Origin of the sequence: Candidatus Blastococcus massiliensis AP3, assembly GCF_000582785.1 — a bacterium.
In the GTDB taxonomy this organism is placed as follows: domain Bacteria; phylum Actinomycetota; class Actinomycetes; order Mycobacteriales; family Geodermatophilaceae; genus Blastococcus; species Blastococcus massiliensis.
Map to the genome: position 1 here is coordinate 57,689 of NZ_HG931173.1, position 14,567 is coordinate 72,255.

Sequence of the window (14,567 nt, forward strand, 5' to 3'; positions counted from 1 at the left end):
GGCGCGCACCGCCGGGTGGGGAGCGGCCCCCGAGCCGGGTGGGGTGAGTGAGTTCTTCGCCGGGGAGTTGGCGATGGTGCTCAACCGTGGCCGCGGCACCGCCACGCACCGGTACGCGCGGGCGCTGGCGTGGCGGGAGAACCTGCCCGCCACCTATGCCGCCCTGTCGGGCGGTGAGCTGGACGAGTCGCGGGCGGCCGCGCTGGCCGACGTGCTCGGCTCCGTCGACGCCGGCCTGGCCGCCGTGATCGAGGGTCGGCTGCTGCCCGAGGCGGTCGACCTGTCGGTGACCACGCTGAAGGAACGGGCCCGCGAACTACTGCTCGAGCTGGACGCCGCGGGCGCCGACACCCGACGCGAGGAGGCGCAGCAGTCCGCCGGCGTGTTCCTGCAGCCCGGCGCCGACGGCATGGCCACCCTGGGCGCGGACCTACCGGCCGACGAGGCCGCCGAGGGCTACGCCGTCATCGACACCCTGGCCAGGATGGCCAAGGCCGACGGCGACCACCGGCCCGTCGCCCGGATCCGCACCGAGCTGTTCTCCCTGCTGCTGCGTCGCCCCGGCGGCCACGGCCAGCCCGACGTCACCGCGCACCTGACCATCACCGCCTCGCTCGACGCCCTCGAGGGCAGCACCGCGGCCGCGGGGACGGTGAACGGGCTGGTGATCACCGCCGCGCACGTCCGGTCCCTGCTGGCGCGCATCGCCGCCCTGGGCCTGCAGCCCCCACCGAACGGCAGCCTGACGTTCGCGCTCACCGACACCGACGGGCGGCTGCTCGCGACCACCACGGTCGCCGAACTGCTCCGCCTCGCGAAGACCGGCTGCACCCAGCACCCCGAAGGTGACTGCGGCTGCCCGGTCCTGAGCGCCCCGCCGGCCACCGAGGCCTACGCCCACACCGCACGCCAGGAACGCTTCGTCACCACCCGCGACCGCACCTGCCGGATGCCCAACTGCGGGCAGCGCGTGGGCTGGACCGACCTGGACCACGTCGTCCCGCACGCTCACGACGGCGCCACGACCTGCACCAACCTCTGCTGCCTGTGCCGCTCCCACCACCGGCTCAAGACCTTCGCCCGCGGCTGGGACTTCCGCATGGACCCCGACGGCACCCTGCACGTCACGACAGCGTCCGGGATCACCCGCACCACCCGGCCACCCGGCTTGCGGAAACCCAGGCACCATCCGGCGCAGCCCGGACCACCCCAGTTGTCGCACCGGCCGGGAATCCTGGACCTCCTGCAGCGTCGGAGGACGGAACCTCCGGACACCGGACCGGACGACGAGCCGCCCACCTTCTAGCCGTTCCGGCGCGCCGAGCCCCTGATCCGTCCCCCGGTGACGCAGGACCCGGCCCGGGGTTGGCTGCGCGGGGTCGGCGGCCGGGGGGCGGTTGCCCGGAGGTGGCTGCCCGGAGCCGCCCACCACACTGGACCGCGTGCTGCCACCACCCGGAACCCCGGGGACCGACCTGCCGGTCCGCACCGCGCTGACCGCGCTCGCGGACGCGCTGAGCGCACGCGGCACCGCCGTCCTGGTCGCCCCGCCCGGCACCGGGAAGACGACGCTGGTCCCGCTCGCGCTGGCCGCCGACCTGCCCGGGCGGATCCTCGTCGCGGAGCCGCGCCGCGTGGCCGCCCGGGCCGCCGCCCGCCGGATGGCCGCGCTGCTCGGCGAGGCCGTGGGCGGCCGGGTCGGCTACAGCGTCCGGGGCGACAGCCGACGGAGCGCCGCCACCCGTGTCGAGGTGGTCACCACCGGGCTCCTCGTCCGTCGCCTGCAGGCCGATCCGGAGCTGCCCGGGGTCTCGGCGGTGATCCTCGACGAGTGCCACGAGCGGCACCTGGACACCGACCTCGCGCTCGCCTTCGCCCTCGACGTCCGAGCCGCGCTCCGCCCGGACCTGCACCTGCTCGCCATGTCCGCGACGGCGCAGGCCGAGCGGCTGGCCGGCCTGCTGGGTGGTGACGCCGGACCGGCGCCGCTCGTCGAGGCATCCGGGTCCCTGCACGACGTCGATGTGGTCTGGGCACCGCCGCCCGGCCCGGTCGATCCGCCGCACGGCCTCCGCGTCGACCCCCGCCTCCTCGCTCACCTCGCCGCCACCGTCCGCCGCGCGCTGGCCGAGCGGACCGGTGACGTGCTGGTGTTCGTGCCCGGTGCCGGCGAGATCGGCCGCGTGGTGGGCGAACTCCGCGGGATCGACGCCGAGGTGCTCCCACTGCACGGGCGGCTGCCCCCAGCCGCTCAGGACGCCGCGCTGCAGGCCGGCACCCGCCGCCGCGTCGTCGTCGCCTCGGCGCTGGCCGAGAGCAGCCTGACCGTGCCCGGCGTGCGCGTGGTCGTCGACGCCGGGCTGGCCCGCGTGCCCCGCGCCGACCTCGCCCGGGGCCTGGGGTCGCTGGCCACCGTGCGGGCCTCTCGGGCGGCGGTCACCCAGCGCGCCGGCCGTGCCGGGCGGGAGGGGCCGGGCGCGGTCTACCGCTGCTGGACGAGTGCGGAGCACGACCGCCTCCCTGCGCACGACGAGCCGGAGGTGGCCGTCGCCGACCTCACCGCGTTCACCCTCGAGCTGGCCTGCTGGGGTGCCCCGGACGGGCGGGGGCTGGCGCTGCTCGACGCACCACCCCCGGCCGCCCTGCTCGTCGCCGGGCAGACGCTGCGCACCCTCGGCGCGGTGGACGACGACGGTCGGGCCACTCCGCGCGGGCGAGCGCTGACCGCCGTCGGGGTGCACCCGCGGCTGGCCCGCGCACTGCTCGACGGCGCTCCCCTGGTGGGCCGCCGCCGCGCGGCCGAGGTGGTCGCACTGCTGTCCGCGGACGTCTCCCCCCGCACCGACGACCTCGTCGCCGCGTGGCGGGAGCTGCGCGCGGCCACCGACCGGGGGGCGACCGCCCGCTGGCGCGACGAGGTCGCCCGGCTCGAACGCGCGGTGGACGACGCCCCGGCCCCGCGGGTCCCCGACGACACCCCGCACCTCGACACCGTGCACCTCGACACCGTGCACCTCGACACCGTGGCCGGGCTCGTGGTCGGCCTGGCCCATGCCGAGCGGCTGGCCCGGCGGCGGGGCGACGGCGGCAGCACCTACCTGATGGCCGCCGGCACCGGAGCCGAGCTGCCGCCCGGCACCGCCCTCTCCGGAGCGCCGTGGCTGGCGATCGCCGTGGCCGACCGCTCCCCCGGCCGCCGCGACGCCCGGGTCCGGGCGGCCGTCGCCGTCGACGAGGCGACCGCCCTGGAGGCAGGCGGCCCGCTGCGAAGAGAACGCGACGAGGTGACCTGGCGCGACGGCGACGTCCGCACCGCGCGCGTGGCGCGGCTGGGCGCGATCGTCCTGACCGAGCGACCGGCGTCGGACCCGGACCCCGCCGCCGTGGCCGCCGCGGTCGCCGAGGGGCTGCGCCGGGAGGGCCTCGGTCTGCTGCGCTGGACGCCGACCGCCGAGCGGCTGCGCGCCCGGCTCGCCGCTGCGCACGCCGGGCTGGGCGACCCGTGGCCGGCCGTGGACGACGAGGCGCTGCTCACGGCGATCGACGTCTCCGGTGCCCGCGGCCGAGCGGACCTGGCTCGTCTCGACGTCACTGCGGCCCTCCGCGCCCTGGTCCCCTGGCAGGTGGCCGGCGACCTCGACGCCGTCGTCCCGGACACCGTGCAGGTTCCGACCGGCTCGCGGATCCGCGTCGACTACACCGATCCCTCCGTCCCGACCCTCGCCGTGCGCGTGCAGGAGGTGTTCGGCTGGGCGCAGGCCCCGCGAGTGGCCGGGCGGCCGCTGCGCCTGGAGCTGCTCTCCCCCGCCCGGCGGGTCGTGGCCACCACCGCGGACCTCGCCGGCTTCTGGGGAACCGGCTATCCCGCCGTCCGCAGCGAGCTCCGGGGCCGATACCCCCGGCATCCCTGGCCGGAGGACCCGGCGGCCGCGCCGCCGACGACGCGGGCCACGTCACGTCCCCGCCCGCGCGACTGAGACTGCGGACCGCCCCTCTCCCGGTGAGGATCACCCGGTGACGCGCACACCGACGACGGACGACTGGGGCATCGATGCGAGCTGGCTGGACGCGCTCGACGAGGAGCACGAGGTGGCGCGGGCGACCATCGACGCGCTCCGCGAGATCATCGGGAAGCCTCCGGCCGATCTCGAGGACCGGGCGCCCATCGTGGCCCGGCCCGGTGATGCGCTCGAGGTCGACGAGGCCGACGTCGTCTGCGAGGACGGCGAGGTCCGGCACGTCGACGGGCACCTGCCCCCCGACTTCCCGCTCGGCTACCACTGGCTGCAGTCGGCCCAGGGGCAGCGGCGCCGGCTGATCGTCTCCCCCGGCCGCTGCTGGCTGCCCGAGGACCGGGTCTGGGGCTGGGCGGTCCAGCTGTACGCCGCCCGCAGCCGGGACAGCTGGGGCATCGGCGACCTCGCGGACCTGCGCAGCATCCGGCAGATGGCCGCCGACCAGGGCGCCGGCTTCGTGCTCGTCAACCCCCTGCACGCCGTGGCCCCCGTCCCCCAGCAGGAGGCCAGCCCCTACCTCCCGGCCACCCGGCGGTTCCTGAACCCGATCTACCTGCGCGTCCCCGAGGTGCCCGGCGCCGAGGGCGTCGACCTGGAGGAGGCCGCCGGCCGCGCCCTGGGCGACGGCGAGCTCATCGACCGCGACGCGATCTGGGCGCGCAAGCGCGAGGTGCTCATGCGGATCTTCTTCGCCCACGGCGGCGGTGAGGCCTTCGCGCGCTGGCGCGAGCAGCAGGGGCAGCCGCTGCAGGACTGGGCGACCTGGGCGGCGATCACCGAGGAGCACGGCGCCGACTGGCACACCTGGCCCGAGGAGCTGCGCCGCCCGGGCGGCCCCGCGCTGGCGACCTACGTGCAGCAGCACGGCGCCGTCGTCGGCTTCCACGCCTGGCTGCAGTGGGCCCTCGAGCTGCAGCTCACCGCCGCGACCGACGGCATGACCGTGATCCAGGACCTCCCCATCGGCTTCGCCGGCGGCGGCGCCGACGCCTGGACGTGGCAGGACGTGCTGGCCGATGGCGTGAGCGTCGGGGCGCCGCCGGACGCCTTCAACTCGCAGGGCCAGGACTGGGGCTCCCCGCCGCTCATCCCCTGGCGGCTGCGCGACGCCGACTACGAGCCGTTCGTCCAGTCGATCCGGTCGACCATCGCCGGCGCCGGAGGACTGCGGATCGACCACGTCATGGGGCTGTTCCGGCTGTGGTGGGTGCCCCGCGACGGCGGACCCGTCGACGGCGCCTACGTGCGCTACCCGGCCGAGGACCTGCTCGACATCGTGGCCCTGGAGAGCCACCGGGCGCAGGCCCTCGTGGTGGGCGAGGACCTGGGCACCGTGGAGGAGGGCGTGCGCGAGGCGATGGCCGAGCACGGCGTGCTCTCCTACCGGCTGCTGTGGTTCGAGGAGGACGACCCCGCGGAGTGGCCCGCCGAGGCGATGGCGGCGGTCACCACCCACGACCTGCCCACGGTCGCCGGCCTGTGGACGGGTGCGGACCTGGAGGAGCAGCGGGAGCAGGGCACCGGCACCGACGAGGAGCTGCGGCGCGGCCGCGAGTCCCTGCTCGAGCACCTGCCCGGGGTGGCCGACGACGCGTCGGCGGAGCAGGCGGTCGAGCAGGCCCACCGGCTCCTGGCCCGTGCGCCCTCCCGGCTCCTCTCCGCGACGCTGGACGACGCCGTCGGCGAGCCGCGCCGGCCGAACATGCCCGGCACCACGGAGCGCCCGAACTGGTCGCTGCCCCTGCCGGTCCCCGTGGAGGAGCTGCCGGGTCACCCGCTCCTCCGGGCGGTCGTGCGCACCTTGAATGAGGGCGTGGCGTACCCGCAGCCGGACTGACCCGACACGTCGCCGTCGGTCGAACGCACGTTCGACCGGCGTGCGACACTCGTCCCGTGGCTGGGGGGATGCGTCGCGGCGGCTCGCGGGAGTCGCTGGGGGACCGCGCCGCGCAGTCCGGGGTGGCCCCGCCGTCCCGTCCGGCCCCGGCGCCGTCCACCGACGGAGGGATGCCGGTGGGGCGGCACTGCTGGGTGCACGACCCTCCGGAGGCGGCCGGAACGTGGCCGGGGCTGCTCGTGGAGTGGCGCCAGGCGGCCGACGGCTGGCAGGGCCGGGTGAGCTACGCGGTCAGCCGCCCGCACGGGTCCGCGCTGGTCGAGGCGTGGCTCCCGGCCGCCCGGCTCGAACCGCGCTGACCGTCCGGCGCTCCCGGGTTAGCGGCCCTGCCCGACGGGCTATGGGCTCCAGGACACGTTGATCGCTTCGGACGGAGAACCACCGACATGACCAGCCCCGACGACCCCACGCTCGACGACGTCATCGAGCCGGAGGAGCACCCGACCCGCGACCGCACGCAGCACGCCAAGGACCCGCACCCCAGCGACGAGGTGCTCGAGCAGCGCACCGAGCAGGAGCGCCAGGCCGTGGGCTCCGACGATGCCGACCCGGCCGGCGGTGTTCGGCACCCCGCCACCGACTGATGACGGGCCCCGTCCCGCCCCCCTCTCGCACGCTCGGGGCGGTACCCGGGACGGGGCCGACGAACGACTTCGGGGCCTGGCTGCTCAAGAGCACGCGGACGCCCGCGGAGATCGAGCCGGGCTGGGCGCCGGGCGCGGAGCGGGACCTCGCGCGCTGCGTCCGGCGCACCTACCGGCTCGACCTGGTCGCCCCGGGCCAGCCGGTCGTGCTGTGGGTCAGCGGCCGGCGCGCCCCCGGCGTGCACGCGGTCGGCACCGTCGCCGGGCCGGTGCAGGACGACGGCGACGGCGGACCGGTGCTGCCGGTCCGCCTGACCCGTCTCCCCGACCCGCTCGGCCGCGGCGAACTCCTCGCCGATCCGGCGTTCAGGGACGCCGAGGTGCTGCGCATGCCCGCCGGCAGCAACCCCTCCTGGCTCACCTCGAGCCAGCTGGCGGCGGTGCTGGGGCGGGTGCCCCGGGAGGGGCTGGGACCATGAGCGCGTGACTTCCCACCGGCTCCGCTGGGGCGCGCTCGCCTGGCTCCTGACCCTGCAGTTCTTCGTCGTCGAGACGGTGGTGCAGCTCCGCGGCGAGGGCCACTCCCGGATCGACGACGTCATCAGCGACCTGGGCGCCACGACGTGGCCGGGCCACCAGGCCATGAACGCCTCGTTCGTGGTGCAGGCGGCGCTCGTCCTGGGCGGCGCGCTGCTGCTGCGTCCCGTGCTGAGCAGCGTCGCGGGGCGGGTGGCCACCTGGTCGTTCGCCGCGGCCGCGGTCGGCACTCTCCTGGTCGGGGTGTTCCCCTCCGACACGTCCGGCGCCGGCCACGGCACCGGGGCGGTCTTCTACCTGGTCGGCAGTGCGCTGGGGCTCATCGCGCTGGCCTACGCCCTACGCCCCCGATCGGAGCTGCTCGGCTCGACGCTGGTCCTGCTGGGCCTGGTCGGCGCGGCGGCCACCACCTTCTTCCTCACCGGCGTGGAGGTGCTGGCCGAGGGCGCGACCGAACGGGCCGCGGCCTACGTGCTGCCGATCGGCCTGGCCGTGGCCGGGATGGCCCTGTGGCGCTTCGGGACCCCCGGGTCGGGGACGCGGGACGAGGAGCGCGCCGGCCGGCGTGCACTCGCCGCCGAGCGCGCGCGGCAGCGGGACGAGGCCCTGGAGGCCGCGGCCCGTCGAGCGGAGGACACCCGCCGGCGGCAGGACGGGTCCGACGCCGTCGACGACCTCGACGCCGAGGACCCCTGGGCCTCGTCCGGCCGGGCCGACTGAACTCCCGGGGCCGGTGGCTCAGCCGGAGGTCACCGTGAGGACCTCGTCCACCGGACGGCGGCCGCTGACCGCCCGCCCCGAGCTCTCCTGCGGGTAGCCCATCCGCAGCAGCATCTGGGGGTGCCCGACGAGCGAGAGCCGGGACCGCAGGCGCGTGCGGGTGGCCGGCCAGTCCAGGGCCTGGGTGAGCGGTGACGCCGCGACGCCGGTCGCGGTGGCATGGAGCAGGACCCGCCCGAGCGCCCGGCCGGCCTGCAGCCAGGCGTGCCGGTCGTCGCCGTCGGTGCCCATCAGCACCACCGTGGGCCGTTCGACCGCCGGCGGCGGCGCGTCCGGGTCGCCGGCGGGAGCGGCACCACCGGAAGCCCGGGTGCCGACGACGAAGTCGCGGATCGTCCAGTTCGAGGGCCGCGCGTGCGGGTCGCCGCTGGGCACGGCGCCGATCGGCACGCCGTCGACGGCCGCCGGATCGGTGCGCACCCAGCTCTCCAGCTCCGCGAGGTAGGCCGGATCGCCCTGCTCCATCTCCTCGGCGCGGGTGATGAGGAAGACCGTGGCCACCTCCTCCTCCTCGCGGGTCACCGGCTTGAACCAGGTGCCGAACGCGCCGGCCTCGGCCTGCAGCCGGTCGAGGAGCTCCGTGGGCACCGGGCGGCTCTGGAACGGGTCGCGCACCGTGTGCCGCTCCTCGATGGCGGCCGCCAGCGCGCGGTCCTCGTCCGTCGCCAGGATCGGGCCGATCACGCGGATGGTCGCCAGGTGGTCGGGGTCGTCGGCGTCGGGCTGCAGCTCCACCTCGCTGAGCGATCCCGCGGCGGCGAGCGCGACGACGGCGAACTCGACGGCGATCCCGCAGCTGATCACCTGCTGCCGGGCCGTCGGGTCCAGGACCGGCAGGGCGCGGTGCGGGTCGAAGAAGACCTCGAGCTGGTCGGCCGTGGCGGTGAACCGCCACGGCTGGGTGTTGTGGATCGACGGCGCCCGCGTGGCGGCGCCGACCACCTGCGCCCACTCCTGCTGCTCCACCGTCGTACCTCCGGTCGTCCGTGCCTCGGTGCCTCGGTGCCTGCCTACCCCATCGCCGGCGTGGCTCCCACACCGCCGCCGGGAGAGGTCAGCCGGCGACCGGCCGCGCGGGCTGCGGAGCGGTCACGGGCCGGCGCACAACTCGGGTACGGCGTCCGCGGCTCCCGCCTGAGATCGACCCTGGTCGCCCTCGTGGGGAGGGCTCCCGTCGGCCCGCCGTGCGGGGCGGGTCACCCATGCAGGTGCTCGGCGTAGGTCCGCCGTCCCCGTGCTCCGCCCGACGGAACGGCACCGCCGTCGCGCCAGGCGGCGCTCAGCCTGCCGGGCACGGGAGTGGCCACGACGTGCGCGCCCGGAGCGCGGGCCGCGGCCCAGGTCCGCGCCAGCTCGGCGGCGGTGAGCTCCTGCGGACCGCCGAACTCGACGACCCCGCCGGTGGGCGCAGCGGTCGCGACGTCGACGAGGTGGGCGGCGACCTCGTCGACGTCCACCGGCGCTCCTCGCCAGCCCATCGGCACGGGCAGCACCGGGCCGCGCCGGGCCGTCTCGAGCATCTCGTCGACGAAGTGGTGGAACTGCGTGGCACGCACCAGCGTGACCGGCAGGCCCGAGGCCAGCAGCACCTGCTCGGCGGCGAACTTCGCCCGGTAGTAGCCGAACGGGAGGCGGTCGACCCCGACGATCGACACGTAGACCAGGTGGCGCAGCCGGTCGCGGTCGACCGCCTCGACCAGCCGCCGCGTCCCGGCGACGTCGACCTGCCAGGGATCGCCCCGCGGATCGCTCGCGGCGTGCACGACCACCTCGGCCCCCGCCAGCGCCGCACGCAGGTCGAAACCGGTGGCGAGGTCGCCCCGCACCCCACCGGGACCGGTCCCCCGCCGCGACATCTGGCGGACCGCGTGCCCGGCGTCCTGCAGGCGCGGGACCAGCCGTCGGCCGAGCTGTCCGGTGCCGCCGGTGACGAGAACGTCCATGGCGTGCAGTGTGACCCGTTCGGGGTGGTTCGGTACAGCCCGTCGGCCGTCCGTATCTCACAGACGAGATAGCGTGGACCCGTGACGGTGACCGAGCTTCCCCCTGACACCGCGATGCGCCGGATCGGCGCGCTGGTGCGCGACGCGCGTCGCCACCGCGGCCTCACCCAGCAGCAGCTGGCCGACCGGCTGGGCACCAGTCAGAGCGCGGTGGCCCGGATCGAGCAGGGCAACCAGAACCTCACCCTCGAGCTGCTGGGCCGGCTCTCGGCCGCCCTGGAGAGCGAGTTGATCAGCGTGGGCCCGGCCGGGCCCACGCACCTGAGCGTGACCGGCGGCCGTCCGCTCAGCGGCAGCGTGGCGGTGAAGTCGTCCAAGAACGCGGCGGTCGCCCTGCTGTGCGCGGCGCTGCTCAACCGGGGGCGGACGACGCTGCGCAACGTGGCCCGGATCGTCGAGGTCGACCGGATCCTCGACGTGCTGCGCTCCATCGGCGTCTCCGCGACGTGGGACGAGGACGGTCACGACCTCACGCTCGTCGTCCCCGACGAGCTGGACCTGGCCGGCATCGACGCCGACGCCGCCCGGCGGACCCGCAGCATCATCATGTTCCTGGGCCCGCTGTTGCACCGGGCGCCGGTGTTCGAGCTGCCCTACGCCGGCGGCTGCGACCTCGGCACCCGCACGGTGCAGCCGCACATGATCGCGCTGCGGCCGTTCGGGCTGGAGGTCGAGGCCCGGGCCGGCGAGTACCACGCCACCGTCACCCCGACCGGAGCCCGCTCGCGGACGATCGTGCTGACCGAGCGCGGTGACACGGTGACCGAGAACGCGCTGCTTGCGGCGGCCCGCACCGAGGGCACGACGACGATCCGCAACGCCAGCTCCAACTACATGGTCCAGGACCTCGTGCTGTACCTGCAGCTGCTCGGCGTCGGCATCGAGGGGCTCGGGACGACGACGCTCGTCGTCACCGGCCGGCCGGTACTGGACGCCGACGTCGACTACACGATCAGCGAGGACCCGGTCGAGGCGATGAGCCTGCTGACCGCGGGCATCGTCACAGGCTCCGAGCTGACCGTGCGGCGGGCGCCGGTGGAGTTCCTGGAGATCGAGCTGGCGGTGCTGGCCGAGATGGGTCTGCGCTACGAGTTGTCGCCGGAGTACCTGGCCGACAACGGGCACACCCGGCTGGCCGACATCACCATCCACCCTTCGAGACTGCGGGCGCCGATCGACAAGATCCACCCGATGCCGTTCCCGGGCCTGAACATCGACAACCTGCCGTTCTTCGCGGTCATCGCGGCGCAGGCCGAGGGCTCGACGCTGATCCACGACTGGGTCTACGACAACCGGGCGATCCACCTCTCCGACCTGACCCGGCTCGGCGCCGACATCCGCCTGCTCGACCCGCACCGCGTGCTGGTCGACGGCCCGACGCGGTGGTCGAGCGCGGAGGTCGTCTGCCCGCCGGCGCTGCGGCCCGCCGTCTGCATCCTGCTGGCGATGCTCGCCGCCAAGGGGACCTCGGTGCTGCGCAACGTCGACATCATCGCCCGCGGCTACGAGCACCTCTACGAGCGCCTGGTCGAGATCGGCGCCTCCATCGAGGTCTTCCACGACTGAGGAAGGACCCCCTGCCCCCACCGCTCGCCCCGCTCGCGGCGGGGCCCTGCAGGGGGCCGTTCCAGCACGTCGCTAGCGCTCCTGGTCGGTGGGGCGCACGAGCATCTCGTTGACGGCGACGTGCGCGGGCTGGCTGACCATGTAGAGCACCGCGCGGGCGATGTCCTCCGCCCGCAGTGCCGTCATCGAGGCGTGCGCCTTCAGGGATGCCTCCTTCGCCGCCGGCTGGGTGATGTGGTCGGTCAGCTCGGTCGTCACGGCGCCCGGCTCGACCAGCCCGATGCGCACACCGCGGCCGGTCACCTCCTGGCGCAGCGACTCGCTGAAGGCGTTCACCGCCCACTTGCTCGCGTTGTAGACGCCGGCTCCCTTGCGGGCCACCCGGCCGGCGACGCTGGAGACGTTGACGACGTCGCCCGAGCCCTGCTCGACCATGCCGTCGATCGCCGCGTGGGTCATGTACATGACGCCGAGGACGTTGGTCGTGAGCATCCGGCGCCAGTCCTCGGGATCGGCACCGACGATCGTGCCGAGCAGCATCACGCCGGCGTTGTTCACCAGGACGTCCAGGCCACCCAGCTCGGCCCGGGTGCGCTCGACCGCGGCGGCGCAGGCCTGCTCGTCGGTCACGTCGAGGTCCAGCGCGAGCACCGTGGCGCCGTCCGCCCGCAGCCGCCCGGCGAGGTCGTCCAGCCGGTCCTTCCGGCGGGCGCCGATGGCGACCGCCGCACCGGCGGCGGCGAGGGCCTCGGCGGTCGCTTCGCCGATGCCCGACGAGGCCCCGGTGACCAGGGCGACCTTCCCCTGCAGCGGACGGGCGGGATCGCTCATGTGCGGTGCTCCTCAGGGCTGTGGTGCGTCGACGTCGGGGACCTCAGAGCAGCGAGTCGAGCCCCTCGTCCGGGGGCAGCGGCATGCCACCCTCCAGCGGCGGCCGGTGCGGCTGGTCCAGGCCGCTCATGCGGGCCGCGTGCAGGGCGAGCAGCAGGTTCAGCCGCAGGGTCGGGTCGCTGGTGAACGGCCCGAGCATCCGCTCCAGCTTGCCGATGCGGTAGCGCATCGTGTTGTAGTGGAAGTGCAGCCGGCGGGCGGATTCCGCCACGTTGAGATTGGTCTCCAGGAGCACCCGGAGCGTCTCGCGCAGGTCGGCGGAGTCGGCGTCGGTCGCGTCTGCCAGCGGGCCGAGCACCTCGTCGACGTAGGAGCGCAGCTCCGTGCTGTCGGGGATGAGGGACAGCAGCCGGAACACCCCCAGCTGGTCGAAGTGGGTGACCGAGGACCCGCCCTGGATCTCCTGCCCCACCCCCAGCGCCCGCTGCGCCTGCCGGTGCGCCTCGGCGAGCTCCGACAGCGAGCCGGCGGGCCGGCCGATGCCGGTGCCGAGCACGCGCCCGAGCCGGCGCAGCCGCCCGTTGACGCGCGAGCTGACCGCCGCGACCAGCGCGGACACCTCGTCCGGACTCCGCCCGTCCAGCGGCAGCAGCGTGACGATCTCGGTCGCGAGACCGGCCACGGCCGCGCCGGCCACCTCGGTCTCCAGCGCCGCTCGCCAGCCGTCGGCGAGCCGGTCGAGGACGTCCAGCGCCCGGGTGGGGTCGCCGTTCGCGTCGACCACGGTCTCGGTGGCGGTGACCAGGACGGCGACGGGCCCGTCCAGCCGCCAGCCGAAGGAACGGGTGTACGCCAGCGTGCGCTCGGTGTGGCCGACCGAGCCCCCCACGAGCCGGCGCACGAGGTCGCCCTGGAAGCGCAGCTCGACGGAGTGCACCGCCTGCAGGCGGATGACCGAGAGAGCCGCGATCACCGCCGCGCGTTCGAGGACGCCGCCGGCGCCCACCATCATCGCGCCGGTGCGGTGCACCGCCACGAGCCAGCCGTGCCGCTGATCGCCGGCCATGATCGGCGCGACGGCGTACTCGCCCACGCCACCGGGCAGCTGGTGGTGGCCGGGCACGAGCAGGATGCCGTCGGCCGGCGACAGGTCGGCGTCGGCCAGCACGTCGGCCGGGGTGACCGCGGTCCGGTCGGCCCGCACGCCGGCCAGCCGGCGTGACGGGCCGAGCTCGGCCAGGGCGTCGTCGGCCGCGGCGTCGAGCAGCCACAACCAGTCGCTGATCTCGGTGACGTCGTCGCGCGGGCCGGCGCTGGTCACCACCTCGCGGTCGGGGCCGAGGCCGAGCACCGCGGCACCCTCGAGCATGACGGCCAGCCGCTGGGTGACCTCGGCCAGCCCGCCGCCGGTGAGCGCGACCTCCATGAACTCGTCGTCCATGCGGGACGAGAGCGCCAGGGCCTGGCCCTGCTTGGTGACGACCGCGCCGAGCACCTCGGAGACGACCTCGTCGAGGCGGACGGTGGCCGGCAGGGCGAGGACCGGCAGGCCCCGACGGTCGGCCTCCGCGAGCACCTCGGCCGGCACCGGCGGCGGCCCCTCCGTGCGCCGGAAGGCGAGCGCCGCCGTACCGAGCGAGTCCAGGCGCTCCACGAGCGCGCGGCAGTTGGCCGGGTCGGCCGGCGGCAGCCGGGCGCCGAGGACGACGAGGACGTCGGGGCCGGCTGCGGCGAGGGGATCCGCCGGGCTGTCGACCACCATGTGCCGGACCGTGCGGACGAGCCCCGCTCCCCCGGCGACCACGGCGCTGCCGGCCAGTCCGGAGAGCTGCAGGGCGTCCTCGACCGTCAGTCCCATGCGCTCCTGCCAGCTGCCACGATCGGACGAGGGTTCGACGCGCGCGGGCTCCTCGACCGCCCAGTTCCGGCGGAACGGCACCGATCCGTCACGGTGAGTGGACGACACCAGCGATGTGTCACTCTGCGTCACAACGCGTCCCCCTCATGGTGTCGATCAGGCTGCCACACCAGGAGGACCTGTCAGGACTCCCCGGACGCAGACATTCATTCTTGGCGAGTTCCGCCATAAGAGGGCGTGCGACGCGCCGAATACGTTCGAACCCTGCTCGACCCCGCTCGCAGCGATGCTAGGCCGTCATCCGGGAATCGGTGCTCCTGGCCCTCTGCGGTCGGAACTGGAGCGGATCCTCGGCGGAGTCCGGCACACCTCCGCCGACCCCATCTGCGGAGGGCCGGTCATGCGCACCATCGACGAGACCACGAGTCAGGGTGGCCGGATTCCGGCACCAGCGGGACCGCGCGGGCGCGCGCCGAGCACCGGCCACCCCGTCAT

12 protein-coding genes are annotated in these 14,567 nt (G+C 75.5%); 8 read left to right on the forward strand and 4 right to left on the reverse strand.

Annotated elements, in window-relative coordinates; all coding sequences use genetic code 11:
- The 7 genes from BN344_RS00285 to BN344_RS00315 form a co-directional block, all read left to right on the forward strand.
- The coding region (locus tag BN344_RS00285; RefSeq protein WP_231486376.1) for an HNH endonuclease signature motif containing protein at window positions 1–1,306 on the forward strand (1,306 nt) is incomplete at its 5' end.
- 136 nt (window positions 1,307–1,442) lie between these two features.
- A complete protein-coding gene (gene hrpB, locus BN344_RS00290; protein WP_040336570.1) occupies window positions 1,443–3,977 on the forward strand; it encodes an ATP-dependent helicase HrpB in 2,535 nt (844 codons plus the stop codon).
- Between the two features lie 37 nt (window positions 3,978–4,014).
- Window positions 4,015–5,853: a 4-alpha-glucanotransferase gene (gene malQ / locus BN344_RS00295; protein ID WP_040336571.1), complete on the forward strand. Its 1,839-nt coding sequence runs from the start codon at window positions 4,015–4,017 to the stop codon at window positions 5,851–5,853.
- 56 nt (window positions 5,854–5,909) lie between these two features.
- The gene (locus BN344_RS00300; RefSeq protein WP_231486377.1) at window positions 5,910–6,212 is read left to right on the forward strand and encodes a hypothetical protein; all 303 of its coding nucleotides are present in this window, start codon (window positions 5,910–5,912) and stop codon (window positions 6,210–6,212) included.
- Between the two features lie 87 nt (window positions 6,213–6,299).
- Window positions 6,300–6,497, forward strand: a complete 198-nt coding sequence (locus BN344_RS00305; RefSeq protein ID WP_040336573.1) for a hypothetical protein — start codon at window positions 6,300–6,302, stop codon at window positions 6,495–6,497.
- Entirely contained in the window at window positions 6,497–6,976 is a 480-nt protein-coding gene (locus BN344_RS00310) for a hypothetical protein (RefSeq protein WP_231486378.1), read from the forward strand. Before BN344_RS00305 ends, BN344_RS00310 begins: the two co-directional genes overlap by 1 nt.
- Window positions 6,977–6,980: 4 nt before the next feature.
- Window positions 6,981–7,754: a DUF998 domain-containing protein gene (locus BN344_RS00315; RefSeq protein ID WP_040336574.1), complete on the forward strand. Its 774-nt coding sequence runs from the start codon at window positions 6,981–6,983 to the stop codon at window positions 7,752–7,754.
- Window positions 7,755–7,772: 18 nt separating this feature from the next.
- Here the strand turns inward: BN344_RS00315 and BN344_RS00320 are convergent, their stop codons facing one another.
- Both BN344_RS00320 and BN344_RS00325 read right to left on the reverse strand, forming a co-directional pair.
- Complete coding sequence (locus BN344_RS00320; RefSeq protein WP_040336575.1) at window positions 7,773–8,780, reverse strand: Acg family FMN-binding oxidoreductase; 1,008 nt, start codon at window positions 8,778–8,780, stop codon at window positions 7,773–7,775.
- 230 nt (window positions 8,781–9,010) lie between these two features.
- Complete coding sequence (locus tag BN344_RS00325) at window positions 9,011–9,757, reverse strand: SDR family oxidoreductase (protein ID WP_040336576.1); 747 nt, start codon at window positions 9,755–9,757, stop codon at window positions 9,011–9,013.
- Between the two features lie 81 nt (window positions 9,758–9,838).
- On the opposite strand from BN344_RS00325, the gene BN344_RS00330 reads away from it, so the two are divergent.
- Complete coding sequence (locus BN344_RS00330) at window positions 9,839–11,383, forward strand: helix-turn-helix domain-containing protein (protein ID WP_197022203.1); 1,545 nt, start codon at window positions 9,839–9,841, stop codon at window positions 11,381–11,383.
- Window positions 11,384–11,455: 72 nt separating this feature from the next.
- On the opposite strand, the gene BN344_RS00335 is transcribed toward BN344_RS00330, so the two are convergent.
- Window positions 11,456–12,214 (reverse strand): SDR family NAD(P)-dependent oxidoreductase, encoded by a 759-nt coding sequence (locus BN344_RS00335; protein WP_040336577.1) that lies wholly within the window; start codon window positions 12,212–12,214, stop codon window positions 11,456–11,458.
- 43 nt (window positions 12,215–12,257) lie between these two features.
- Window positions 12,258–14,072 (reverse strand): PucR family transcriptional regulator, encoded by a 1,815-nt coding sequence (locus tag BN344_RS00340; protein ID WP_081788447.1) that lies wholly within the window; start codon window positions 14,070–14,072, stop codon window positions 12,258–12,260.
- Window positions 14,073–14,567 lie beyond the last annotated feature (495 nt).

What these genes read in the sequence shown, in the direction of transcription:
- BN344_RS00305 (WP_040336573.1), top strand. Translation starts at nt 6,300, where the DNA reads ATGACCAGCCCCGACGACCCCACGCTCGACGACGTCATCGAGCCGGAG.
- BN344_RS00335 (WP_040336577.1), bottom strand. Translation starts at nt 12,214, where the DNA reads ATGAGCGATCCCGCCCGTCCGCTGCAGGGGAAGGTCGCCCTGGTCACC.
- BN344_RS00340 (WP_081788447.1), bottom strand. Translation starts at nt 14,072, where the DNA reads ATGGGACTGACGGTCGAGGACGCCCTGCAGCTCTCCGGACTGGCCGGC.
- BN344_RS00310 (WP_231486378.1), top strand. Translation starts at nt 6,497, where the DNA reads ATGACGGGCCCCGTCCCGCCCCCCTCTCGCACGCTCGGGGCGGTACCC.
- BN344_RS00325 (WP_040336576.1), bottom strand. Translation starts at nt 9,757, where the DNA reads ATGGACGTTCTCGTCACCGGCGGCACCGGACAGCTCGGCCGACGGCTG.